Origin of the sequence: Mannheimia haemolytica (assembly GCF_004342115.1) — a bacterium.
GTDB lineage: Bacteria > Pseudomonadota > Gammaproteobacteria > Enterobacterales > Pasteurellaceae > Mannheimia > Mannheimia haemolytica.
Genome location: NZ_SMAC01000004.1, coordinates 1 through 24,096 on the forward strand (window position 1 = coordinate 1; position 24,096 = coordinate 24,096).

Annotated in this window: 22 protein-coding genes; 12 read left to right on the forward strand and 10 right to left on the reverse strand. The window is 43.6% G+C overall.

Going from position 1 to position 24,096, the window contains the following annotated elements; genetic code table 11:
- Window positions 1–512 precede the first annotated feature (512 nt).
- The 10 genes from EDC41_RS01905 to tyrS all read left to right on the forward strand — a co-directional run bounded on the left by EDC41_RS01905 (window position 513) and on the right by tyrS (window position 11,316).
- Window positions 513–1,328, forward strand: a complete 816-nt coding sequence (locus tag EDC41_RS01905) for a DUF5718 family protein (protein ID WP_020831112.1) — start codon at window positions 513–515, stop codon at window positions 1,326–1,328.
- A gap of 133 nt (window positions 1,329–1,461) precedes the next feature.
- Window positions 1,462–2,286, forward strand: a complete 825-nt coding sequence (locus tag EDC41_RS01910) for a DNA ligase (RefSeq protein ID WP_006250480.1) — start codon at window positions 1,462–1,464, stop codon at window positions 2,284–2,286.
- Window positions 2,287–2,379: 93 nt separating this feature from the next.
- Window positions 2,380–3,027 carry a 5-oxoprolinase subunit PxpB gene (pxpB, locus tag EDC41_RS01915; protein ID WP_006250479.1) on the forward strand — a complete coding sequence of 216 codons (648 nt, stop codon included), beginning with the start codon at window positions 2,380–2,382 and terminating at the stop codon, window positions 3,025–3,027.
- A complete protein-coding gene (locus tag EDC41_RS01920; RefSeq protein ID WP_006250478.1) occupies window positions 3,024–3,953 on the forward strand; it encodes a 5-oxoprolinase subunit C family protein in 930 nt (309 codons plus the stop codon). Before pxpB ends, EDC41_RS01920 begins: the two co-directional genes overlap by 4 nt.
- Complete coding sequence (gene pxpA / locus EDC41_RS01925) at window positions 3,940–4,677, forward strand: 5-oxoprolinase subunit PxpA (RefSeq protein ID WP_006250477.1); 738 nt, start codon at window positions 3,940–3,942, stop codon at window positions 4,675–4,677. The genes EDC41_RS01920 and pxpA overlap by 14 nt, the downstream gene beginning before the upstream one ends.
- Before the next feature lie 274 nt (window positions 4,678–4,951).
- A complete protein-coding gene (locus EDC41_RS01930; RefSeq protein ID WP_006250476.1) occupies window positions 4,952–6,139 on the forward strand; it encodes an NRAMP family divalent metal transporter in 1,188 nt (395 codons plus the stop codon).
- A 189-nt stretch (window positions 6,140–6,328) separates the two neighbouring features.
- Window positions 6,329–6,583 (forward strand): oxaloacetate decarboxylase subunit gamma, encoded by a 255-nt coding sequence (locus EDC41_RS01935; protein ID WP_006250475.1) that lies wholly within the window; start codon window positions 6,329–6,331, stop codon window positions 6,581–6,583.
- Between the two features lie 39 nt (window positions 6,584–6,622).
- Window positions 6,623–8,449, forward strand: a complete 1,827-nt coding sequence (oadA, locus tag EDC41_RS01940; RefSeq protein WP_006249870.1) for a sodium-extruding oxaloacetate decarboxylase subunit alpha — start codon at window positions 6,623–6,625, stop codon at window positions 8,447–8,449.
- A gap of 9 nt (window positions 8,450–8,458) precedes the next feature.
- Complete coding sequence (locus EDC41_RS01945) at window positions 8,459–9,763, forward strand: sodium ion-translocating decarboxylase subunit beta (protein WP_006249869.1); 1,305 nt, start codon at window positions 8,459–8,461, stop codon at window positions 9,761–9,763.
- 362 nt (window positions 9,764–10,125) lie between these two features.
- The gene (gene tyrS, locus EDC41_RS01950; protein WP_006250474.1) at window positions 10,126–11,316 is read left to right on the forward strand and encodes a tyrosine--tRNA ligase; all 1,191 of its coding nucleotides are present in this window, start codon (window positions 10,126–10,128) and stop codon (window positions 11,314–11,316) included.
- 78 nt (window positions 11,317–11,394) lie between these two features.
- On the opposite strand, the gene EDC41_RS01955 is transcribed toward tyrS, so the two are convergent.
- The 3 genes from EDC41_RS01955 to nagB form a co-directional block, all read right to left on the reverse strand.
- Window positions 11,395–11,709: a DUF2322 family protein gene (locus EDC41_RS01955; protein ID WP_006250473.1), complete on the reverse strand. Its 315-nt coding sequence runs from the start codon at window positions 11,707–11,709 to the stop codon at window positions 11,395–11,397.
- Between the two features lie 81 nt (window positions 11,710–11,790).
- Window positions 11,791–12,933, reverse strand: coding sequence for an N-acetylglucosamine-6-phosphate deacetylase (gene nagA, locus EDC41_RS01960; RefSeq protein WP_006250472.1), 1,143 nt, complete (start codon window positions 12,931–12,933; stop codon window positions 11,791–11,793).
- An 80-nt stretch (window positions 12,934–13,013) separates the two neighbouring features.
- Window positions 13,014–13,808, reverse strand: coding sequence for a glucosamine-6-phosphate deaminase (nagB, locus tag EDC41_RS01965; RefSeq protein WP_006250130.1), 795 nt, complete (start codon window positions 13,806–13,808; stop codon window positions 13,014–13,016).
- A gap of 242 nt (window positions 13,809–14,050) precedes the next feature.
- Between nagB and EDC41_RS01970 the strand changes: the two genes are divergently transcribed.
- A complete protein-coding gene (locus EDC41_RS01970; RefSeq protein ID WP_006250471.1) occupies window positions 14,051–14,869 on the forward strand; it encodes a BRO-N domain-containing protein in 819 nt (272 codons plus the stop codon).
- A gap of 93 nt (window positions 14,870–14,962) precedes the next feature.
- On the opposite strand, the gene trmL is transcribed toward EDC41_RS01970, so the two are convergent.
- Together trmL and rlmKL are read right to left on the reverse strand one after the other, a co-directional pair.
- Complete coding sequence (gene trmL / locus EDC41_RS01975; RefSeq protein ID WP_006249846.1) at window positions 14,963–15,442, reverse strand: tRNA (uridine(34)/cytosine(34)/5-carboxymethylaminomethyluridine(34)-2'-O)-methyltransferase TrmL; 480 nt, start codon at window positions 15,440–15,442, stop codon at window positions 14,963–14,965.
- 176 nt (window positions 15,443–15,618) lie between these two features.
- The gene (rlmKL, locus tag EDC41_RS01980; protein WP_006249847.1) at window positions 15,619–17,778 is read right to left on the reverse strand and encodes a bifunctional 23S rRNA (guanine(2069)-N(7))-methyltransferase RlmK/23S rRNA (guanine(2445)-N(2))-methyltransferase RlmL; all 2,160 of its coding nucleotides are present in this window, start codon (window positions 17,776–17,778) and stop codon (window positions 15,619–15,621) included.
- 197 nt (window positions 17,779–17,975) lie between these two features.
- Here rlmKL and EDC41_RS01985 point away from each other — a divergent pair, with 197 nt between their 5' ends.
- Window positions 17,976–18,605: a response regulator gene (locus EDC41_RS01985; RefSeq protein ID WP_006249849.1), complete on the forward strand. Its 630-nt coding sequence runs from the start codon at window positions 17,976–17,978 to the stop codon at window positions 18,603–18,605.
- Window positions 18,606–18,640: 35 nt separating this feature from the next.
- On the opposite strand, the gene EDC41_RS01990 is transcribed toward EDC41_RS01985, so the two are convergent.
- The 5 genes from EDC41_RS01990 to rbsA form a co-directional block, all read right to left on the reverse strand.
- A complete protein-coding gene (locus EDC41_RS01990) occupies window positions 18,641–19,651 on the reverse strand; it encodes a substrate-binding domain-containing protein (protein ID WP_006249850.1) in 1,011 nt (336 codons plus the stop codon).
- Window positions 19,652–19,664: 13 nt separating this feature from the next.
- On the reverse strand, window positions 19,665–20,594 hold the full coding sequence (gene rbsK / locus EDC41_RS01995) for a ribokinase (protein ID WP_006249851.1): 930 nt from the start codon (window positions 20,592–20,594) through the stop codon (window positions 19,665–19,667).
- A 120-nt stretch (window positions 20,595–20,714) separates the two neighbouring features.
- Window positions 20,715–21,593 carry a ribose ABC transporter substrate-binding protein RbsB gene (rbsB, locus tag EDC41_RS02000; RefSeq protein ID WP_020831110.1) on the reverse strand — a complete coding sequence of 293 codons (879 nt, stop codon included), beginning with the start codon at window positions 21,591–21,593 and terminating at the stop codon, window positions 20,715–20,717.
- 22 nt (window positions 21,594–21,615) lie between these two features.
- Window positions 21,616–22,584: a ribose ABC transporter permease gene (rbsC, locus tag EDC41_RS02005; protein ID WP_020831109.1), complete on the reverse strand. Its 969-nt coding sequence runs from the start codon at window positions 22,582–22,584 to the stop codon at window positions 21,616–21,618.
- A 9-nt stretch (window positions 22,585–22,593) separates the two neighbouring features.
- Entirely contained in the window at window positions 22,594–24,090 is a 1,497-nt protein-coding gene (gene rbsA / locus EDC41_RS02010; protein WP_020831108.1) for a ribose ABC transporter ATP-binding protein RbsA, read from the reverse strand.
- Window positions 24,091–24,096 lie beyond the last annotated feature (6 nt).

Consider the following 24,096-nt stretch of genomic DNA (forward strand, 5'->3'; position numbering starts at 1 on the left):
ATCTGAGCCATGATCAAACTCTTCAATTCAAAAAGTTTAATCGCTCAATACTGCTGACATAAAATCGCACTTCCAAATTTAAACCTAATTAAAATCAGGTTAAAAGAAAGTAATGAATTTCTAGTTAGCACCTATTAAGACTTCAAAATTAAAAAAATATTTTTCAATCAAGTCAATCAACAAGTGCCCACACAGATTGTCTGATAAATTGTTAAAGAACAAAAAGAAACGACGCACTGGAAATCAATTTTAAATCGTTCACAACAGTGCGTCGTTGTGTGCTGCGTATTATAGGGAAAAACAAAAACAACGCAAGCGGTTTTTGTAAAAAATTTGAAAAAAAATGACCGCTTGCTTGTTTTTATAACAAAGCGCTAATTTTATGTTCAAAATATGGCTAAATTTAATCTCAATTCAATAATTTTCTGTCAATCAGATCAAAATAAACATTCGCAATTTTTGGTTACAAGCGGTAAAATTTTATCCAACTTTTACCAATTAAGGAGTAGATTATGGAACACTTTATCGGTTTAGGCGTGGCCGGCAATTTTGCTGGACATTTAGAACAAGCCGGAGAGGCGGCGGATTTTGCGAAAGTGGAAGCAGTGCAGCCAAAGGCGATTTTCCCGTTTTATGTGCCGGCGGAAAATTTGGGGGATTATCAGTTTTTATCCACCTATCCGCTTTCAAATACTGCGATTAATTTCCCGAGTGATGCTGATAATCTGCAAATTGAGCCTGAAGTGGCGTTAATTTGTGAAATTGGCTACCAAGATCAGCAAGTGGTTTCGCTCACGCCAACCCATTTTGCGGCTTACAATGACTGCTCTATCCGCCGTCCGAATGCGAATAAAATCTGTGAAAAGAAAAACTGGGGGGCTTCGTCTAAAGGGCTTTCGGCAATTCATCTTCCATTAGATAACTTCAACAAAGGCGGCACGCTGGATAATTACAACATCGCTTGTTTCCATAAACGTAATGGCGAGCTGAATACCTACGGCATCGACAGCCCTGCGGTGGAGTACAGCTATTTCCATCAAAAATTGCTCGATTGGATTGTAGAGAGAATGAATAATCAGCCCGATGAAGGTCCGATGAACAACATTTCCGAAATGTTAAAACAGGCAAACTACCCAACTAAAGCGATTATCAGCATTGGGGCAACACGCTACACGCCTTTTGGCGAAAGTAATTTATTGCAAGTAGGTGATGTAAGTATGGTGGTCGTTTACAATGTGAAGAAATATTCTCATAGCCAAATTGAAGAAATGGCGAAGTTGGAAACCTTTAGCGAGGATATTTCTGCTTTAATTCAAACAGTACGTTAAATTTCTCACTCAAGCGATCAGTTTTTCGGAAAATTTTGCGATCTGCGTCGAAAAATTGAGATTCATTTCTGACTGTTTGCACGCTTTCCTTTATAGTGCCTTGCATATTCGGAGGCACTATTTCGGAGAGACTATGAAAAAACTGCTCTTATTCCTACTCTTCATTGGTAACCCTATTTTTGCCAAATCGCCCGAGTTAATGCTCGTTGGGCAATATCAAGATCAAGACATCAGTGGCTGGGTAATGTCAGAAAAACTCGATGGCGTGCGAGGTTTTTGGGACGGTCAACAGCTCATCAGCCGCCAAGGTTATCCGCTCAATCCACCCGACTATTTTATTCAAGATTTCCCTCCTTTTGCGATTGACGGCGAACTGTTTAGCGAACGGGGCAAATTTGAGGAAATTTCAAGCATTGTGCGTTCCGCTCAGCCCAAAGGTTGGCACAAGCTGAAATTACAGGTGTTCGATGTGCCAAATGCACAAGGGAATTTGATTGAACGGCTGGCGACCTTAGAGAATTATCTGAAGCAACATCCAACGCTCCATATCGCTATTATTGAGCAAATTCCGATTAAAGATAAAGCCCACCTTCAACAATTTTACCAATCTGTGCTGGAACAAGGTGGCGAAGGGGTTATCGTTCGCAACCCGAATGCAGGCTATATTCAAGGTCGTTCTGCCCAAATTTTGAAAATCAAACCGGTTTTAGATGAGGAATGCACTGTGGTTGCCCATCATAAAGGCAAAGGGAAATATACCGATAAACTCGGGGCAATCACTTGTGAAAATCAACGTGGACGTTTTCGGATTGGCAGCGGTTTTAAAGATAAAGAACGAGAAAATCCGCCACCGATTGGCTCAATCATTACCTATAAATATCGAGGTGTCACAGAATCAGGCAAGCCCAGATTTGCAACGTTTTGGCGAATAAGAAATGATCAAATTTCTGAAAATTAAGAGCTATTTCACATTTTCAACAAAATAAAATTGACAGTCTGGATATATCAGCGTAAAAAGTTGTTACCTTTTTGTAACAATTTGAGGGCAATTATGCTGACGATTCATCATACCAGCGAACATTCCCTGCTCTGCTTAGCCGAACCGCCTGCAGAGCTTGCCAAACAGCAACAGATTTGGCGGGTGGCAGAACAGGCAAGAGCCTTAGATGGCGTGTTGGAAGTGGTGGTAGGAATGAACAATTTTACCCTATTTCACGCCATTGGCACCGATAGCACACGCCTTATCCAAGCGGTTCAACAACTCTGGGAAAACGACCAAGCCCAAGCCGCACAATCCCCACGCCTGATTGAAATCCCTGTCCATTACGGCGGTGAATTTGGCGAAGATCTGTTTGAAGTCGCCCAATTCCACAATACCACTCCCGAAGAGATTATCCGCCGTCATACCGAACCGACTTACACCGTGTTTATGATCGGCTTTCAACCCGGCTTTCCTTACCTCAACGGCTTACCGCAAAATTTACACACCCCACGCCGAAACGTGCCTCGCACCAAAGTCCCTGCCGGTTCGGTCGGCATCGGCGGTAGTCAAACAGGCATTTATCCCTTTACCTCACCAGGTGGCTGGCAACTGTTAGGACGAACCGAGTTACCGTTGTTTGATATTCAACACAATCCGCCAACGCTACTTACAGCCGGCGATAATGTTAGATTTGTGGCGGAGAGTATAACGCTATGATTTATATCGAAAAAATACAGGGTTTTGCCCACATTCAAGATTTAGGGCGTTATGGTTATCGCCATTTAGGCGTGAGCCACGGCGGTGCGATGGACAGCCTTGCCTTACAAGCGGGTAATTTATTGTTAAAAAATGCAAATAATGCACCTGCGATTGAACTTACCCTTGGCGGAATGCGGATTACCTTTGATTGCGACACGCCATTTTGCCTCACCGGTGCATTGGTGGAGGCGGAGCTGGACGGCACGCCGGTTTTTTCCTATTACCGCTACACTGCCAACGCCCGTCAAACGCTGACGATAAAACGGATTGTTCTCGGCAATTACGCCTATTTATGCGTGGCAGGCGGTTTTCTGGTGCCGCAGGTGTTAGGTTCGGCAAGTACCGATCTCAAAGCTCAATTTGGCGGTTTTCAAGGCAGAATGTTAAAAGCCGGCGATAACATCGCCACAGGCCGCAGAGACAGCCGACTTTCTTTGATGTCGATTGAGCCGATTGATTTCACCTCACACATTCGGGCAACCGCTTCGAGCGAATATGAAGCCTTTACCGCAGATAGCCGTGAACGCTTTTGGCAACAAGGGTGGCAACTGCAAAACAACAGCAACCGTATGGGCTACCGTTTTGCAGAAAAAGCGTTGGAATTGACCGCTTCCCTTGAAATGCTCTCCTACTCAGCCCCGAGTGGTACGGTGCAAGTGCCGCCGGACGGCCAGCCGATTGTGCTGATGGCAGATGCCCAAACCACCGGTGGTTATCCGAAAATTGCCTGCATTATTCAGGCCGATCTCGGGCGGTTGGCACAAAATCCGTTCGGCTCAACGGTGCAATTTGAGCAAGTAAGCCGTGAACAAGCGGTCGAAATTTATCAAAAAGATCAAAATTATTTGGAAACAATTCGGAGAAAAGCGAATGAATCACGTTGATTTAAATGTCGATCTTGCCGAAGGTTGTGGCAACGATCATTCATTATTACAGCTCGTTACTTCGGCGAATGTCTGCTGTGGCTTGCACGCCGGTGATTACAATGAAATGCGTAAAGCGATTAACTGGGCGAAGGAAAACAGCGTGCGAGTTGGCGCTCACCCGAGTTTTCCAGATAGGGAAAACTTTGGGCGTACCAATATGCAACTGCCCGATGATGAACTTAAAGCCTGTCTGCTCTACCAACTGGGAGCCGCCAAAGCCTTATGTGATGCGGAAAATATGCCGATGAGCTACGTTAAACCGCACGGCGCTTTATACAATATGGCCGCCAAAGACCCTCACCTTGCCACCCTTATCGCCAATACGGTCAAACAGTTCGATCCCAACCTCAAACTGATGGGCTTATCCGGCAGCCTGATGTTGAGCATTGCCGAGCAGCACGGTTTGGAAACCATTTCCGAAGTCTTTGCCGACCGCCACTATTTAGCTGACGGCTCGCTCGTGCCTCGCACCCGTGATGATGCAATGGTAGAAAGCGATGATGAAGCGATCAGCCAAGTCTTGCAAATGGTGTTAGACGGCACTGTACCAACCGTTGATGGTGGTAATGTGGCGATTAAAGCCGACAGCATTTGCTTACACGGTGACAGCGAACACGCCGTGGTATTTGCCGAGCGAATTAAAAAAGAGTTACAGGCAAAGGGGATTTTGGTGAAAGCCTGATCCTGTTTTAGTCAAAATGGACGGAAAACCAGAAATAAAACTCTTGGAGATCGAACTCCCCTCTTTAGAAAAGAGGGGCTGGGGGAGATTTGACAGAAGCGATTTACGGAGAAAATAAGTAATTTCAAGAGGTTAAATTGAGCATTATTAACTCTCTCACTTCGATGAGTTCTACTGCCAAATCTCCCCTAACCCCTCTTTGCTAAAGAGGGGAATATTACCATGATAAATCCACGAATAATGACTCATTAACAACAAAAAAGGAACCAACACAATGTCAAACAACAACCGTAGCGCCCTACTCGGGGCAGCATTTTTAATGGCGACCTCCGCCATCGGGCCGGGGTTCTTAACCCAAACAGCCACCTTCACCCAAACCCTACTTGCCAGCTTCGGCTTTGTGATCTTACTCTCGATCTTGCTTGATATCGGTGCTCAACTGAATATTTGGCGAATTGTAGCAGTATCGGAAAAGAAAGCTCAAGACATCGCCAATGCCGTATTGCCGGGGGCAGGTTACTTTCTGGCTCTGCTTATCGTGATGGGCGGTTTAGCCTTTAATATCGGCAACGTGGGCGGTGCAGGTTTAGGGCTAAACATTCTCACCGGACTTTCCCCTGAAATGGGTGCGGTGGTCAGCGGTGCGATTGCCGTGGGCGTGTTCCTGTTCCGTGAAGCTGGTAAAGTGATGGACAGATTTGCACAAATTATGGGCTTTGTGATGATTGCTTTAACCATCTTCGTTGCCGTAAAAGCCAATCCGCCAATCGACGATGCGGTGGTGCATACCTTTGTGCCGGAAAAATTAGACGTGATTGCGATTGTCACGCTAGTGGGCGGAACTGTTGGTGGATACATCACCTTTGCTGGTGCGCACCGTTTGCTTGATGCAGGCATTAAAGGCAAAGAGAATTTAAAAGAGGTGAGCAAAAGCTCGGTGTCAGCCATTTTAATCGCCTCAATTATGCGTGTGGTACTGTTTTTAGCGGTGCTGGGCGTGGTGTCAATGGGCGTGCAACTTGATCCGAAAAACCCTGCGGCTACCCCATTTGCCCACGTTGCCGGCGATGTCGGTTTGATGATCTTCGGCGTGGTGATTTGGGCAGCCTCCATTACCTCTGTGATTGGGGCGGCTTATACCTCGGTTTCCTTCATTACTTCATTCTCGCCATTTATCGAAAAACACAAAAACTGTTTCATTGTCGCCTTTATTGTGGTTTCAACCGCCGTGCTGGCAACCATCGGCAGACCGGCACAAGTCTTGGTGTTTGTAGGGACGCTTAACGGCTTAATTCTACCGATTTCCCTCGGGTTAATTCTGCTGGCAGCTCACAAAACCAAGATTGTGGGCGACTACAAACACCCTGTGTGGATGACCGTTTCAGGGGCGATTGTGGTGATTCTAATGGCGGTGCTAAGTGCAATGACCCTTTCAAAATATATTTCGGGGCTAATGGCATAACGACTTAGCTTCAAGCTAACCTAAGGTCAGGTTTTGCAAATTTTAACTACTCTTGTAAAAAATTTGTAAAATCTGACCGCTTGCGTTTAAAGTTTGTGATCTACCACTCATTTTGAGGCTAAATAATTTGAAATAAATCTGAATTTTTTCTACATTTTCTTCATCATTTCTACATTTTAAGGATAAATTATGGCACCTGCAGAACTCTTTGCGGAAGGTATAAATTTAATGGTAGCCGGAATGGGATTTGTTATGCTGTTCCTGCTGGTTTTAATTTATGCCATCAGCTTTATTTCCAAGATTATCAATCAATATTTCCCCGAACCTGTTTCTATTCCAGCCTCTAAAACTGTGCCTCAATCTCCCCCAGATGATTTAGAGCGTTTACGCCCTGTGATTGCCGCTGCGATTGCTCATCATCGTCGAATTAACGGGCAACATTAACAAGATTTCAAAAATAAAATAATTAGAAGGAATTTGATTATGACAACTCAACCGAAAAAAATTGCGATTACCGATGTGGTTTTGCGTGATGCACACCAATCCCTTTTTGCGACTCGTTTACGCTTAGACGATATGTTACCGATTGCCTCCGAGCTGGATAATATCGGCTATTGGTCGTTAGAAACTTGGGGCGGGGCAACTTTTGACAGTTGTATTCGTTTTTTAGGCGAAGATCCGTGGGTGCGTTTGCGTGAGCTGAAAAAAGCAATGCCGAAAACCCCAATGCAAATGCTGCTACGTGGGCAAAACTTATTGGGTTATCGTCATTATGCCGACGATGTGGTAGATAAATTTGTCGAGCGTTCGGTGGCAAACGGTATGAGTGTGTTCCGTGTATTTGATGCCCTCAACGACCCTCGCAATATGCAAGCCGCATTACAAGCGGTCAAAAAACACGGCGGGCACGCACAAGGTACTTTGAGTTACACCACCAGCCCTGTTCATACCCTACAAACGTGGTTGGATGTAACCGAGCAATTATTGGAAATTGGCGTGGATTCGTTGGTGATCAAAGATATGTCGGGCATTTTAACCCCAATGGCAGCCTATGAATTAGTCAGCGAAATTAAAAAACGCTACGACGTTGAGCTACATCTCCATTGCCATTCAACCACCGGTATGGCTGAAATGGCGTTGCTCAAAGCGATTGAAGCCGGTGTCGATGGTGTCGATACCTCCATTTCATCAATGTCCGGCACTTACGGTCACCCGGCAACCGAGTCTATTGTCGCCACACTTCAAGGCACGCCGTATGAAACCGGCTTGAGCATTCCAGCTCTGGAGAAAATCTCTGCCTACTTCCGTAACGTGCGTAAAAAATATGCAAAATTTGAAGGACAGCTCCGTGGTATAGATAGCCGTATTTTGGTTGCCCAAGTGCCGGGTGGCATGCTGACCAACCTCGAAAGCCAACTCAAGCAACAAAATGCGTCGGATAAATTAGACTTGGTTTTACAAGAAATTCCTCGTGTGCGTGAAGATTTAGGCAATATTCCGTTGGTGACACCAACCTCACAAATTGTCGGCACACAAGCGGTGATGAACGTATTAATGGGCGAACGTTATAAAACTATCGCCAAAGAAACTGCAGGTATTTTAAAAGGCGAATATGGTCGCACACCGGCACCGGTAAACAAAGCCTTGCAAGACAGAGTGCTTGAGGGAGCAGAGCCGATTACCGACCGCCCAGCCGATCATCTTCCGCCGGAACTGGAAAAATTAGTGGCAGAAGTGACTGCAAGTGCAAAAGAAAAAGGCATTACGCTATCTGAAAACATGATTGATGATGTATTGATTGTGGCACTCTTCCAACAAGTGGGCTGGAAATATTTGGAAAACCGCAATAATCCGTCTGCCTTTGAGCCAGTGCCAAGTGCTGATGAAGCAAAACCGGCACAAGCCTCCGCTGCTTCTGCACCAAAAGCCCAAACACAATCCGGTTCAGCCATTTATACCGTTGAGCTTGAAGGCAAAGCCTTTGTGGTGAAGGTGAGTGAAGGTGGCGATATAACCAATATCGCTCCAACACCAGCAACACCGGCTCCGCAAGCGGTCGATTCTGCACCAAAATCTGCAAATACGCTATCAGCCAATGCCGAACCGGTGAATGCTCCAATGGCAGGGAACATTTTGAAAGTGGAAGTGAAAGAGGGGCAACAAGTTGCTGAAGGCGATGTGTTACTGATTCTTGAAGCAATGAAAATGGAAACCCAAATTTGTGCGGCAAAATCCGGCACGATTCAAGGCATTAATGTCAAACAAGGCGATGTTGTGGCGGTAAATGATACTTTAATGAGTATTGCCTAGGAGTCCGGTATGGAAAGTATTATTGCACTTTTTAAAGGTATGGGGCTAATGCATTTAGAACTGGGGCAAGCGATTATGATTGTCATCAGTTTAGTGTTGCTTTGGCTTGCCATCGCCCGAAAATTCGAACCGCTTTTACTACTGCCTATTGGCTTTGGTGGTTTGATGTCAAACATTCCGGAAGCAGGTATGGCAATGACGGCATTAGACAATTTACTCCACAGCGGTTCTGCCGAGCAACTGGCAATTATTGCTGCTAAGGTAAATAGTACAAGCCTTGATCTGCATTCGATTAAAGATGCCATCGCACTGGCTGCTCCCTCTGTTCAAAATGAGCTTGAAGTAATGGCTGGCGATATGGGCTATACCGCCGGTGTGTTGGCATTATTCTATAAAGTTGCTATCGGCTACGGCGTTGCTCCGCTTATTATCTTTATGGGTGTCGGGGCGATGACTGATTTCGGCCCTTTACTTGCCAACCCTCGAATGTTAATGCTTGGGGCTGCGGCTCAATTTGGGATTTTTGCTACCGTACTGGGTGCATTAGGGCTAAACTGGTTAGGCATTATCGACTTCACATTGCCACAAGCCGCTGCGATTGGGATTATCGGCGGGGCAGATGGCCCGACCGCGATTTATCTTGCCAGCAAACTTGCCCCTGAATTATTAGGTGCGATTGCGGTAGCGGCTTATTCTTATATGGCGTTAGTGCCACTGATTCAGCCGCCGATTATGAAAGCCTTAACCACCGAGCAAGAACGTAAAATCCGAATGGTTCAGCTCCGTAATGTAAGCAACCGTGAGAAAATTATTTTCCCTATCGTGTTGCTATTATTAGTGGCACTCTTACTGCCGGATGCTGCACCGTTATTGGGAATGTTCTGCTTTGGCAACTTACTGCGAACCAGTGGCGTAGTAGAACGCTTAAACGACACCGCCCAAAATGCGTTAATCAATATCGTGACGATTTTCTTAGGGTTATCGGTGGGGGCAAAATTGGTCGCAGACAAATTCTTACAACCGCAAACACTAGGCATTTTAGTATTGGGCGTGATTGCCTTTGGGATCGGCACTGCAAGCGGTGTGATTATGGCGAAAATAATGAACCGCTTTAGTCAGCACAAAATCAACCCACTTATCGGCTCAGCGGGTGTTTCTGCCGTGCCGATGGCTGCACGGGTATCAAACAAAGTCGGACAAGAGTACGATAAACAAAACTTCTTGTTAATGCACGCAATGGGCCCAAACGTTGCCGGCGTGATTGGCTCTGCGATTGCAGCGGGGGTGATGTTGAAATACATTTCAACGATGTAAATCCTCATTTGCAAAAAACCTCCGAAAAATAACCGCTCTCGGAGGTTTTTTCTAAAAATACCGCTTACCAACACTCTTACAATACGAAAATTCCGCTGTACATTCTTCACTAATTGCCGTAGTATCCATCTTACTTAATTGATGAGAATAATTCTTATTGAAAATTTTCAAAAAAAGTATTGACTTAACAGATGATAATCATTATCATTAAATCACTTCAAAAATAATAGGTAATCACTCCAACTCTTTACGCCGTATTCCCCCACAAAATACGGCGTTTTTTTTCGCCTATAGCCTATCAATTTCAATTCATACCGCTATAATAGATCCATTTTTTATATTCAAGACTAAAAGGAAGATAAATGACTCAAGCTATCGAATCAGTCCTTGCCGAACTTAAACGTGGCGTGGAAAATATTTATTCAGAAGAAGATTTAATCACCAAATTAAAAGAAAACCGCCCATTGCGTATTAAATTAGGGGCAGACCCAACTGCACCGGATATTCACTTAGGTCATACTGTTGTGCTGAACAAACTTCGTCAATTCCAACAATTCGGGCACGAAGTCTATTTCTTAATCGGTGATTTCACCGGTATGGTAGGCGATCCATCAGGAAAAAACTCTACCCGTCCGCCACTTAGCCGTGAAGACGTGTTACGCAATGCCGAAACCTATAAAGAGCAGATCTTCAAAATTTTAGATCCACAAAAAACCAAGATCGTATTCAACTCCGAATGGTTAGGCAAGTTAGGTACGGAAGGTATGATCCGCTTAGCCTCCAACTACACCGTTGCTCGAATGTTAGAACGTGAAGATTTCAAAAACCGTTTCACGAACCAACAACCGATCGCAATCCACGAATTTATTTATCCGCTACTACAAGGTCACGACTCGGTAGAACTGAAAGCTGACGTGGAATTAGGTGGTACAGACCAAACCTTTAACTTGTTAGTTGGACGTGAGTTACAAAAATCAGCCGGTCAAAAACCACAAGTGGCAATGACACTCCCACTACTTGTCGGCTTAGACGGCGAGAAAAAAATGTCGAAATCTCTCGGCAACTACATTGGTGTAACTGAAGCTCCAAGCGAAATGTTCGGCAAAATTATGTCGATTTCAGACGATTTAATGTGGGATTGGTACAACCTGCTCTCATTCCGTCCATTAGACGAAATTGCACAATTAAAAGCGGATGTTGAAAATGGCAAAAACCCGCGTGATGTGAAAATTCTACTGGCAAAAGAAATTATCGCTCGTTTCCACGATGAAGCGGCAGCAGATGCAGCAGAGCAAGAGTTTGTCAACCGTTTCCAAAAAGGGGCAATTCCTGATGAAGTGCCTGAATTTACCTTTGAGGGTGAAATCGGCCTAGCGGCTCTACTGAAAGAAGCCGGCTTAGTACCGTCCACTTCAGAGGCAATTCGCTCAGCCCAACAAGGCGGGGTTAAAATTGATGGTGAAAAAGTGGAAGATGTGAAACAAACTGCTCAAAAAGGCACTTTTGTTTACCAAGTCGGCAAACGCAAATTTGCACGCATTACCGTGAAATAAGCCTCTTAAACACAAGCAGTCATTATTTGCAAAAATTTTGCAGATAATGACCGCTTGTTATTTTTCACTAGTGCAATCTTATTTAACAATCGGCTCTAAACTTAAAGATAAATCTTGCTCAATTACCCTAAATAATAGATCAATATTCGGGTGCTTACCCACATTATTTTTCGCATCTTCAACGTGTTCGGCAAACCATTCCAACCCTTGTTTTGCTGCACTAGCGGTTAATTTCCCATCAAATTTCGCAAACAGTGCATTGTAAAGTTTTAGTGAACCTAATTTACCTTCAATCGCAGGAATATGTTGAATCACTTCACCGCTATTTATCACGTTTAAGCCGGCTAGATGATCAATAGTTGGAAAAGTGGCTAAGTAATCTTTAAATTGCATGTTATTCTCCCTATAAATAAAAGGCAGACACAATGCCTGCCTTTGGATTATATGCTGTTATGCTTAGAATTTGTAGCAAAATTAATGCCACTGTAATTGCCCGTTTACAGCAGTCGCTTTTACTTCAAATTGATTATCGAAAATCGCAAGGTTGGCAATTTTGCCGGCTTCAAGTGAGCCGAGTGTTTCCTCTACCCCAATCGCTTTTGCCGGGTAAAGGGTACTCATTCGGATTGCTTCATTCAGGCTAATATCGCAATGTTGCACTACGTTGCGAATGGATTCGATCATCGTGATTGCCGCACCGCCCAATGCTCCGAATTCATCGTAGCATTTGCCATCTTTCACCGTGACTTTTTTACCGACAAAAATAAACGACTCAATATCACTTCCTGCGGCAGCAACAGCATCGCTGACAATCACTAATTTATCGCCTTTGGCTTTTTTGGCAATGCGAATGTTGCCCCATTCAACGTGCAAGCCATCGCAAATAATGCCGGTGTAAATATCGCTATCCAACACCGCCCCTACTACACCGCCTTCACGCCCGTTGCTGACCGGCGACATTGCATTGTGTAAATGCGTAGCAAACGCTGCCCCTTCGGCAATTCGCTGTTTGGTTTGAGCAAAAGTGGCATTGGAATGCCCGATAGATACAATAATTCCTGCATCATTAAAGCGTTTGATATGGTCTGCGGTCGGGTTTTCTGCTGCAATCGTGATTTTCGTAATTACATCGCCGTTATCGCATAAGAAATCTAACATTTCAGGGCTGATTTCACGGATAAATTCCGGACGGTGTACTCCTTTCTTTGCCACACTTAGATAAGGTCCTTCCAAATGCAAGCCGAGTGCTTGGTTTTTGTGTTTCGACAAATACTCACGCATTACCGCCACCGCTTGTTTCACTCCCTCATCAGGCGAGGTAATAAAAGTCGGTAAATAGCTGGTTGTGCCTGAACGCAGATTGGTTTCCTGCATAATTTCTAAAGTGCGGGTAGTGATTTCTTCATTAAACATCACCCCACCGCAGCCGTTCAGTTGCAAGTCAATAAAACCGGCTGAAAGATTCGCTCCTTTTAGGTCGATTTTTTGCAGATCCAGCGGTAAATTTTCTTCCAAAACAATGGAGTCGATTTTATCTTCTTTCACCACTAATGCGTGTTGGTAAAGCACTTGTTCACCGGTGTAAATCACACAGTTTGTTAAGGCATAATGGTTCATTTTCTCTCTTCTCTTTAAATGCTAACAGGCGGTCGTTTTTGTAAAAAATATTACAAAATTAACCGCTTGTAAAATCAGAATTAGCGAGCTACGTTTTTCTCTAACTCTTTGAAATACTTAACTGTTTTAACTTTCAGCTCTTGGGTTGCCGGCTCATCACACACCACTATACCACGGCGATGTAATTGTAAGCAACTGATGGTCCAAAGATGATTTACCGCCCCTTCCACACACGCCTGTAATGCTAAGGCTTTGTTATGGCCGGTCACTAAGATCATCACTTCTTCGGCATCAAGCAACGTACCAACCCCAACGGTTAAAGCAAATTTCGGCACTTGGCTTACGTCATTGTTAAAGAAACGTGAGTTTGCAATGCGAGTATCTTCGGTAAGCGTTTTAATTCGAGTGCGGGAAGAAAGCGAAGATGCAGGCTCATTAAACGCAATATGCCCATCCACACCGACCCCGCCCATAAACAGATGGATTTTACCATAAAAACGGATTTTTTCTTCATAACGTTCGCATTCTGCATTCACGTCTTCCGCCATACCGTTGAGGATATTGATATTCTCAAGCGGAATATCAACGTGGTCAAAAAAGTGCTTGAACATAAAACTGTGGTAGCTTTCAGGGTGTTCCTTAGGTAAGCCGACGTATTCGTCCATATTGAAAGTCACCACATTTTTAAAGCTCACTTCACCAGCTTGATATAATTTAATTAATTCTTTATAGGTTTTTTCAGGCGTACCGCCGGTTGGTAAGCCAAGCACAAAAGGTTTTTCTTTGGTTGGTTGGAATGCATTGATACGATCAACAATATAACGAGCAGCCCAAACACTCACATCGTGATCAGTTTCTAACGGAATTAAACGCATAGTCTCTCCTTAAATATCAATTCTGAATAAATCACTTCATTTTTTATTATTTTAATGAAATACAACTTCAATTTCTATTTTTTCTGCTATTTTTGTGATCCTGATCACAGAAAATTTATCGATTGAAAAATCAATACCCAAAAATCATTTTTGGGATCGAGATCGAAAAAATCACTTTTGCTACTTGCTGAAAAGCTGACAACTGTTATACTTTTCTTGTTTTTATATACAGTATTTTTATTATGCAAGAAATTAAACTTTTTGAACAGAAATCTGTACGCAGTCATTACGATGAAGAAAAAGATAAATGGTATTTTTCTATTATTGATGTGATTGCTATTTTAACCGAAAGCCTAGATCCCTCTGCTTATTGGCGTAAGCTAAAACAGAGGCTAAAGGCAGAAGGCAATGAAACCGTGACAAATTGTCACGGGTTGAAAATGCCCTCTGCTGACGGAAAAATGCGTTTGACTGATGTAGCAGATACCGAACAACTTTTCCGACTTATTCAATCTATCCCTAGTCCGAAAGCAGAGCCCTTCAAACAATGGTTAGCAAAAGTAGGTTATGAACGCTTACAGGAAATAAACGATCCAAGTCAAAGTCTAGATCGAGCAAGGGAGAATTGGCAGAAGATAGGACGAAGTGAAAAATGGATTCAGCAAAGAATGATGGGACAAGAAACCCGAAATAAACTGACCGATTATTGGAAATCGTCAGGGGTTGAACAGCCACAAGATTTTGCATTTTTAACCAATGTGATTCATCAAGAATGGAGCGGACTATCTGTACAAAAGCATAAATCGCTTAAAGGTTTAAAAAGCCAAAATCTGCGAGATCATATGAGCGAAGCTGAATTGTTATTTACAGCACTTGCTGAACTTTCCAGTCGGCAAATTGCAGAAAGTATGCAGGCAGTTGGGGTTGATGAAAATGCCCAAGCAGGAAAACAAGGTGGCAATATTGCCAAAAATGCCCGTCAGGAATTGGAGAATAAAACAGGTAAATCAGTTGTTACCGGAGAGAATTTTTTACCTCCAGCTAAAAATGAAGAAGAATAGACACAATAGATGTTCTTAATTAGTCAAGGTCGAGCCTCCCCCAACCTTGACCACAAACTTGCAAAAAATAGCCAAAATCACACCGCTTGCAAGTTAAATAGATTGTGCCGCTACCGCATTTTGGTAGCCGAATTGTCGCCACGCCTCATACACAACCACCGCCACCGAGTTAGATAAATTCATACTGCGGCTGTCTTTGCACATCGGAATGCGGATTTTTTGCGACATCGGCATTTCCGCTAATAATGGCTTTGGAATGCCTCTGCTTTCCGGCCCGAACATTAAAAAATCGCCAAGTTCATATTTCACATCACTGTGGTTCTGCTCCCCTCTGGTGGTTAAGGCGAACAAGCGTTTAGGCTTAGCACGCTCAAGGAAATCTTCAAAATTTTTATATTTTTGAATATCCACAAATTCGTGATAATCCAGCCCCGAACGGCGGAGCTTTTTATCGTCCCAACCAAAGCCGAACGGTTCAATCATATGCAAACGAAAGCCACAGTTGGCACAAAGGCGGATAATATTTCCGCTGTTTTGCGGAATTTCAGGTTCGTATAAAACAATATCTAACATTTTTTAGCCTTACTCTCTCCCCTTGTGGGAGAGAGACCGAAAAATATTTCGTTCAGAAATATTTTTCAGAGAGAGGGGGAAATAACTCTTTCATCAGTAACTTCTTACCCTCTCCCTGATTTTTCTTCTGAACGAAGAAAAATCTATCCCTCTCCCACAAGGGTCGAGGGTATTATCTATACATTCTTCACAATCCAACAATTATGGATTTGCGGATTGCGTTCAAAATCCAACGGTAAGGTTTTATGCGAAATATTTTCCGCCGTTAAGCCTAATGCTGCCAAACCGTCAAAATCCATTTTAAAGCCACGCTTATTGTTCGAGAACACAATGGTACCATCAGCGGTTAAAATACGTTTAAGCTGTTTCATTAACTCAATATGGTCTCGTTGCACGTCCCAACTGTTTTCCATTCGTTTTGAGTTGGAGAAAGTCGGCGGATCGACAAAAATCAGCTCAAATCGCTCACGGCATTCTGCCAGCCATTGCAAGCAATCGGCTTGGAACAAACGATGATGGCGAAGTGATAAATTATTCAGCTCTAAATTTTGCTCCGCCCAGTTCAAATAGGTGTTCGACATATCCACTGTAGTGGTCGATTTTGCCCCATTAAGAGCAGCGTGAACCGTAGCTGAACCCGTGTAGGCAAACAGATTCAGGAATGTTTTGCCTTTTGCCATTTCGCCCACCATTTTACGGGTTAAGCGATGGTCTAGGAACAAACCCGTATCCAAGTAATCGGTTAAATTCACCCACAGTTTCGCCCCATACTCGTTCACATAGAAATACTCGCCTTTATTGGCAAGTTTTTCGTACTGATTCGTGCCTTTTTGTTTTTGGCGAACTTTCAACACTAATTTATTAGTTTCAACACCTGTCACATAAAGCGTAGCAGAGACTGCATCTAACAAGCGTTGGCGGGCTTTTTGCTCATCAATATTTTTCGGGGCTTGGTATTCCTGCACAACAATGTGGTCGCCATATCTGTCCACCGCTAAATTATATTCAGGCAGATCGGCATCGTATAAACGGTAGGCATCAATGCCTTGTTGTTTCGCCCATTTTTCGATCTTTTTGATATTTTTGGTTAAGCGATTTGCAAAATCCGGAGCGACTTGAGCATTCTGTTCAAATTGTAAATTTTCATCTAAATCTGACCGCTTGTTATGCTCGCTGATGGAGTAATTTTTCTGCACACAATCCAACGGACCGTTTTTCGCTTTGAATTGACGGGCTGAACGTAAACGCAGGCAATTTAACAATTCAGGCTCGCCGCTAAAAATTGAGGCATTCCAACCGGCAAATTGCTGTTTTAGGCGTTGCCCGAACACCGAATAAAGAGCAATTAACGCCGGCGTTGTGCCTAAACGTTCACCATAAGGGGGGTTACACACCACCGTGCCGATTTTTTCCGGAATCGGATTTTTTAACGCAGCCACATCACCTTGTTGCCATTGAATGAGATGATCTACCCCTGCATTTTTCGCATTTTGCTTTGCTTTAGTCAGCACACGATGATCGAGATCAAAACCGAAGAACATTTTTTGTAGGGACGAATTGCAATTCTCCCCTACCGCACCCAATTCAACATTTCGGAATGCCTCATCTAACACGGCTTTCCACATCGCTTGTTGATGCCCTTTCCACGCATTAAAGCCCCAATGTTTACGGTGAAGTTGAGGGGCAATATTCGCTGCCATTTGTGCTGCTTCAATCAGTAACGTGCCTGAACCACACATCGGATCAACCAATGGCGTGCCGACTTTCCAGCCGGAACGCAAAATAATGGCTGCCGCCAATGTTTCACGCAACGGAGCTTTACCGGTTTCTTCCCGATAGCCCCGAATATGTAAGGCATCTCCACTTAAATCAAGCGAAACCACAACATTTTCACGATCCAAATAAACATGAATGCGAACATCCGGATTATCTTTATCTACTGTTGGGCGGGCAAAACCTTTGCGTTCAAAGTAATCCACAATGCCGTCTTTCACTCGCATTGCCCCAAATTGGGTGTTGCGGATTTCTCGGTTAGTGCCGCTGAAATCAATGTAAAAGGTATCACGGGGATCGAATAAATCCGCCCAGTTAAATGACACGATGGAAGCATATAAATCGCTATCACTAAAAATTTTGGTGCTGATGAGCGGCAGTAAGATCCGAGAGGCTAAACGGCTGTGTAATAATGCCTGATAAGCCCCTTTTTGCGTGGTGGTAAAATGCACACCGCCTTGAGCGACTTTGCATTCTGCCGCACAAATCTGCTCCAGTTCGGTTTTTAGTATTTCCTCAAAACCACGGGCTGCCGTGGCAAAATAGGTTGTTTGATTTGTCATTCTTTTCACACTTGAAATAAAAATTGGCAGTAATTATAGCCGAACAAGCGGTCTTTTTCTTGCAAAGTTTTGCAATTTCTTTTTTAGTTAAAAATTAGCTAAGATCAAAAAAGCGGCATTTAGTAAATCCCTAAACTTGCTATTTTGAATTAATAATTGCAAAATTAACCGATTAAGAGAAAGGAAAGGAGAAATAAATGACAGCTCCAACTCAAATTTTACTCATTGACGACCACCCATTAATGCGTCAGGGAATGCGTCAACTATTGGAATTAGATCACCAATTTAGTGTAGTGGGTGAAGCAAGCAACGGCACCGACGGTATCAAACTTGCATTACGACTTGAGCCGGATGTGATTATTCTGGATTTAAATATGAAAGGGCTTTCAGGGCTAGATACTTTACGCTCATTGCGCGCTCAAGGTATAGATGCCAGAATCATTGTTTTAACAGTGTCAGACGAGCAATCCGATGTATTTGCATTAATGGATGCTGGTGTGGACGGCTATTTATTAAAAGATACCGACACCCCGGAACTACTAGATAATATCCGTAAAGCGGCTGCCGGTGAAGTGGTATTAAGCGAAACCGTTCGCCAACATTTACTCAACCGCCAGCCAGAAAATGATCCTTTAAGTTGCTTAACAGATCGTGAACTGGATGTTTTACAATGGCTCGCAACCGGTATGTCGAACAAACAAATTGCGGCTCAGCTCTTTATTTCCGAAGAAACCGTAAAAGTGCATATCCGCAATTTACTGCGTAAATTAAACGTGCATTCCCGAGTTGCCGCCACCGTGCTTTATTTGGAACAGCAAAAAGGCTAATTGAAATCGGATAAAAAACGCTGAATAACTTCACATTATTCAGCGTTTTTGTTTATTGTTTGGATTGAATGCCTTAAAACTAATTCAGGTTCAAGCATTATGGTTTGAAAATCAGTGGATTTAAAACGAATTCGTTTTAGCAAAGTTTCCACCGCAAGCCGCCCGAGTTCCGCTTTGGGCTGGCTAATGGTACTCAGCGGTGGGGAAAGGTATTTTGCCAGTTCAATATCGTCATAGCCGATAATCGAAATATCTTGCGGTATTCGTAAACCTTGTTGCCAGATTGCTTGGTAAGCCCCTAGAGCAATGGTGTCGCTACAGGCAAATACCGCTGTCGGCTTTTCGCTTTGGGCAAGCAAAGCATTCATTCCATTAACCCCGCCGGCAAAATCAAAATGGCTTTCGAACACCCAGTTTGGATTGAGTGGAATATTCGCCTCGGCAAGTGCTTTTTTGTAGCCTTCTAAACGATTTTTTGCCAATGATTTTTTTAGGTTTCCAGTAATAATCGCAATCTTAGAATGCCCTGCTTCAATTAAGGTTTTTGTTGCGAGATAGCCGCCGGATATTGAATTTTCAAAGATTTTATCTGCATTGAGCTCGGTAAACCACCAGTCTAACACCACCAATGGCAGCGGAATATTCAAGCTCTCATCGGCATTCAATCTGGTATCGCCACACATCAGTAACAAGCCATCTACTTTTCGTTGCATCAGCATTTGCAAATGGTGTTGCAAACGCTCGGTGTCACCGTTGGTAGTGGCAATAATCAGGTTATATTGATGTTGCTGGCAATATTGCTCCACCCCCGCCATCACCTCCGCAAAAAACGGATTGCCGGTTGCCGTTACCAGCATTCCGATGGTTTTAGTTTCATTCACTTTGAGGCTACGAGCCAATGCAGAAGGCGTGTAATTCAGTTCTTTCACCACCCTCTGCACTCTTTCCCGAATTTCCTCGCTGACAAATCGGCTATTGTTGATAACGTGAGAAACGGTCGAGGTGGAAACCTGTGCAAGCCGTGCAATATCCTTCATTGTTGCCATTTGCAAAATTTTCCTAAAAACTCACCGCTTGTTGGCTTAGAAAATCCAGTGTTTCCTGACGGGTCGGAATAGAAGGTTGAGCCCCTTTGCGAGTCACACTAATCGCTGCCGCTGCGTGAGCAAAACGAATGGCTTGATCCAGCGGTTTATCTTCTAACATTGCAGTCACTAATGCTCCGTTAAAAGTATCCCCTGCGGCAGTGGTATCCACCGCTTGAACACGGAAGCCTGCAACGATTTTGCCTACACCGTTTTCGCTTACAAATACCCCTTTTGAGCCAAGTGTAATCAACACTTTTTCGATGCCCTTTTGGTGAAACACTTGTGCGGCTTGAATCGCACTGGCTTCATCAACAACTTTCACGCCGGTTAATATTTCCGCTTCCGTTTCATTTGGGGTAATCATATCCAGTAAGTTTAACAGTTCATCGGGTAACGCTCGAGCAGGCGCAGGGTTTAATATTACTTTCGTGCCGTTTTGCTGAGCCAATTTTGCTGCTTGCACAATCGCCGGCAACGGTGTTTCTAGCTGCATTAGCAAATAATCCGCCTGTGTGATTTCGGCTGCACACTTTGCCACAACCGTTTCATCCAAATGACCGTTCGCTCCGGCTGAAATCACAATACTGTTCTCGCCCGATTCCGCCACTTGAATCATTGCAATGCCGGTCATTTCATTCGGAATCGTTTTAATCGAGCGAGTGTCAATGCCATCTTGCTCAAAGGCTGATTTCATTGCTTTGCCGATGTCATCACTGCCAATACAACCGATGAAAGAAACCTTAGCTCCCAAACGTGCTGCCGCCACCGCCTGATTTGCCCCTTTACCGCCATAAGCAATGTGGCAGCTATGTCCGGTGAGCGTTTCCCCCGGTTTGGCAAAATAGGGAACGGAAATCACGTGATCAGCGTTAATGCTACCGAGAACGGTGAGTTTTTTCATATTAAGCCCTCAAATTACCTAGTACAACAAAACTAGGATTCTGATAGCACTAGTCTCTGACGAGTGCTATTTTATTAATTCAAAGCGTTCGTCAGAGACGAACGCTATCTTCAAGTATAATTATTTTGAAATAACCTTTAAATCAACCGGAATTTTTGCTTCCACTTTTTCGCCTTTTAGCACTTTATCGGCAGTTTCTACGCCTAATGAGCCAATCAGTTCAGGTTGTTGAGCAATCGTTGCGGCAAGTTTACCGCTTTCAACGGCTTTTACGCCATCATCTGTGCCGTCAAAGCCCACAATTACAACCTCTTTCTTCGCTGAACTCACTGCACGCAAAGCTCCTAGTGCCATTTCATCATTTTGAGCAAAAATAGCTTGTACGTCCCCTTTGCTTGAGAGCAAGTTTTCAGTCACATTTAAGCCTTTAGTGCGGTCAAAATCAGCCGGTTGACTGGCTAATACATTGAATTTATGTGCTTCAATCGCTTGTTTAAAGCCTTCACCACGTTCACGAGCGGCGGAAGTGCCGGCAATGCCTTCTAATTGAATCACTTTCGCCCCTGAGCCTAATTTCTGAGCAATGAAATCTCCCGCCATTTTGCCGCCGGCAACGTTATCGGAAGCGATATGGCTAACCACTTCGCCTTTTGCTGCACCACGGTCAAGTGTAATAACCGGAATTTTGTTGCGATTTGCAATAGCCACCGCATTTCCGCCCGCTTCCGAATCGGTTAGGTTAATCAATAACACTTTTGCCCCACGCACCGTTAAGTCTTCCACATTGGAAAGCTCTTTAGCCGGGTCATTTTGGGAATCAAGCACCACTAATTTGTAGCCTAATTCATCTGCTTTTTTCTGTGCACCGTCTTTAAGGCTCACAAAGAATGGGTTATCTAAAGTCGATACTGCAAGAGCGATAGTCTCTTTTGCCGAAGCAGTGGCTGCAACCGATAAACTTAACATAACCGCTGATGCAATCGTAGTTAATTTTTTCATAGAAATCTCCTTTAAAGATAGATTAAACTTTTTTAGTGCCTAGATAATTATCAGCTAATACAGCTGCTAAAATAACCAACGCTTTAGCAATCATCTGATAATATGAAGAAATATCCAATAAATTAAGGGCATTGTTTAAGAAACCGATAATTAATGCCCCGACAAGCGTTCCCATTACACGCCCTTTACCGCCCATTAGACTGGTTCCACCAACAACTACCGCTGCAATTGCGTCTAACTCATAGGACACACCTGCCGTTGGCTGAGCAGAAGAGAGACGTGAAGTCACAATTAATCCGGCAAGAGCAGATAAAAAACCACTCACGGCAAATACGAAGATCTTAATTTTATTCACATTGATGCCTGAAAGCTGGGTTGCCGATTCGTTGCCACCTAAAGCGTAAATGTAACGCCCAATCGGGGTGTGTTTCAAAATATACCAAGCTAACCCAAACACTACCGCCATAATCCAAATCGGCACAGGAATACCAAATAAATAGCCTGTCCCAATAAACGCAAAGGCGTCTGCTTGGTCAGAAAAGCCGGTGCTAATCGGTCTGCCATCGGTATAAACCATCGTAATCCCACGCAATAAGGTCATTGTGACCAAAGTCGCAATAAATGCCTGCACTTTACCTTTAGCAACAATCGCCCCACTAATACCACCAAATGCCGTCCCTAATAATAAAACCAGCGGAATCACCAACAAAATCGGCAATTCAGAACCGACTAAGGTCGCTGCAACCGCACCGGTTAAGGCTAAAACCGAACCGACCGATAAATCAATGCCTGCAATTAAAATCACAAAGGTCATTCCGACCGCAATAATCGCATTCACCGAGGTTTGGCGTAGAATATTTAAAATATTATCCACGCTGAAAAAATCAGGGTTAATCATTGAAACAATGACAATTAAAATAAATAACGCTACAAAAGAACGTTGCTCGATTAAAAATCTGCCAAGTTGAAACTGCTTTGTTTGAGTTGCCATAAACACACCTTAATTTAATCCTGTACTTTTGCCAATAGCTTCTGCCAGTAGCTTTTCTTGTGTCGCTTCTGCTCGTGAAAATTCTGCACTGATTTGCCCTTCGTGCATCACTAAAATGCGGTCGCTCATTCCCAACACTTCCGGCATATCGGACGAAACCATCAAAATACTAAGCCCATCTTTTTTAAATTCATTAATTAATTGATAGATCTCTTTTTTCGCCCCCACATCAACACCCCGTGTCGGCTCGTCTAAAATCAGCACATTCGGGCGGGTCATCAACCCTTTAGCGATCGCCACTTTTTGCTGATTACCACCGGAAAGCAGCCCGATTTGTTGCTCCCGACTTGGGGTTTTAATGTTAAACATCTCAATAAAATCATCGACCGCCAATTTTTCTGCATCGTGGCGAATACTGCCGGCTTTGGAGAAATGATCGAGAGAGGTCAAAGACATATTTTCTTTTACCGACATTCCCAAAATCAGACCATCGCCTTTACGATCTTCTGAAATATACACAATGCCGTTATTCAACCCATCTTGCGGACAATGGTTGGAAATCGCTTTTCCATTTAACTCTATCGAGCCGGCTGTTTTCGGCAATGCACCATAAAGCACCTTCATTAATTCTGTACGCCCTGCCCCCATTAAGCCGGAAATACCCACAATTTCACCTTTGTGTAATTGGAATGACACATTATTCACCCCACTTCCACTTAAATTCTTCACTTCAAGTAATAACTCGCCACGCTCTTGGTGTAAATGCGGATATTGCTCTTCTAAACGGCGACCAACCATCATTTCAATTAACTGATCTTCATCAATATCGGCAATTACTCGCTCGCCGATAAATTGCCCGTCTCTTAGCACCGTCACATCATCACAAATTTCAAAAATCTCTTTTAAACGATGGGAAATATAAACAATGCCTCGATTTTCCGCTTTTAACTCTCGAATAACTTTAAACAACGATGCTGTTTCTGTATCGGTTAAAGCATCGGTCGGTTCGTCCATAATAATTACTTGAGACTCAAAACTCAGGGCTTTCGCAATTTCCACCATTTGCTGCTCGCCAATGGATAACTCCGCACAAAGCTGATGGCTACTGTGTTTTACCCCAAGTCGGGCAAGCAGTTTATCCGCCTCGGCATACATTTTTTTCCAATCAATAGCTCCCCAAGCGGTTTTGAACTCACGGCCCAAAAAAATATTTTCAGCAATGGCTAAATTACCGACTAAATTCAGCTCTTGGTGAATAATGCTAATACCGGCTTCTTGTGAATCTTTCGGGCCTTTAAAGGTAACTTCTTTGCCTAAATAGCTAATAGAGCCGGCATCTTTGCTATAAATCCCCGTCAATACTTTCATCAAGGTGGATTTACCTGCCCCATTTTCGCCCATTAATGCCATTACTCGCCCACCGTAAACAGATAAGCACGCATTGCTCAAGGCTTTCACGCCGGGAAATTCTTTATCTATCCCGCTCATTTTTAATAAGGTTTCCATCATTCC

Coding starts and splice junctions, on each gene's coding strand:
- EDC41_RS01905 (WP_020831112.1), top strand. CDS start 513: ATGGAACACTTTATCGGTTTAGGCGTGGCCGGCAATTTTGCTGGACAT.
- EDC41_RS01910 (WP_006250480.1), top strand. CDS start 1,462: ATGAAAAAACTGCTCTTATTCCTACTCTTCATTGGTAACCCTATTTTT.
- pxpB (WP_006250479.1), top strand. CDS start 2,380: ATGCTGACGATTCATCATACCAGCGAACATTCCCTGCTCTGCTTAGCC.
- EDC41_RS01920 (WP_006250478.1), top strand. CDS start 3,024: ATGATTTATATCGAAAAAATACAGGGTTTTGCCCACATTCAAGATTTA.
- pxpA (WP_006250477.1), top strand. CDS start 3,940: ATGAATCACGTTGATTTAAATGTCGATCTTGCCGAAGGTTGTGGCAAC.
- EDC41_RS01930 (WP_006250476.1), top strand. CDS start 4,952: ATGTCAAACAACAACCGTAGCGCCCTACTCGGGGCAGCATTTTTAATG.
- EDC41_RS01935 (WP_006250475.1), top strand. CDS start 6,329: ATGGCACCTGCAGAACTCTTTGCGGAAGGTATAAATTTAATGGTAGCC.
- oadA (WP_006249870.1), top strand. CDS start 6,623: ATGACAACTCAACCGAAAAAAATTGCGATTACCGATGTGGTTTTGCGT.
- EDC41_RS01945 (WP_006249869.1), top strand. CDS start 8,459: ATGGAAAGTATTATTGCACTTTTTAAAGGTATGGGGCTAATGCATTTA.
- tyrS (WP_006250474.1), top strand. CDS start 10,126: ATGACTCAAGCTATCGAATCAGTCCTTGCCGAACTTAAACGTGGCGTG.
- EDC41_RS01955 (WP_006250473.1), bottom strand. CDS start 11,709: ATGCAATTTAAAGATTACTTAGCCACTTTTCCAACTATTGATCATCTA.
- nagA (WP_006250472.1), bottom strand. CDS start 12,933: ATGAACCATTATGCCTTAACAAACTGTGTGATTTACACCGGTGAACAA.
- nagB (WP_006250130.1), bottom strand. CDS start 13,808: ATGCGTTTAATTCCGTTAGAAACTGATCACGATGTGAGTGTTTGGGCT.
- EDC41_RS01970 (WP_006250471.1), top strand. CDS start 14,051: ATGCAAGAAATTAAACTTTTTGAACAGAAATCTGTACGCAGTCATTAC.
- trmL (WP_006249846.1), bottom strand. CDS start 15,442: ATGTTAGATATTGTTTTATACGAACCTGAAATTCCGCAAAACAGCGGA.
- rlmKL (WP_006249847.1), bottom strand. CDS start 17,778: ATGACAAATCAAACAACCTATTTTGCCACGGCAGCCCGTGGTTTTGAG.
- EDC41_RS01985 (WP_006249849.1), top strand. CDS start 17,976: ATGACAGCTCCAACTCAAATTTTACTCATTGACGACCACCCATTAATG.
- EDC41_RS01990 (WP_006249850.1), bottom strand. CDS start 19,651: ATGGCAACAATGAAGGATATTGCACGGCTTGCACAGGTTTCCACCTCG.
- rbsK (WP_006249851.1), bottom strand. CDS start 20,594: ATGAAAAAACTCACCGTTCTCGGTAGCATTAACGCTGATCACGTGATT.
- rbsB (WP_020831110.1), bottom strand. CDS start 21,593: ATGAAAAAATTAACTACGATTGCATCAGCGGTTATGTTAAGTTTATCG.
- rbsC (WP_020831109.1), bottom strand. CDS start 22,584: ATGGCAACTCAAACAAAGCAGTTTCAACTTGGCAGATTTTTAATCGAG.
- rbsA (WP_020831108.1), bottom strand. CDS start 24,090: ATGGAAACCTTATTAAAAATGAGCGGGATAGATAAAGAATTTCCCGGC.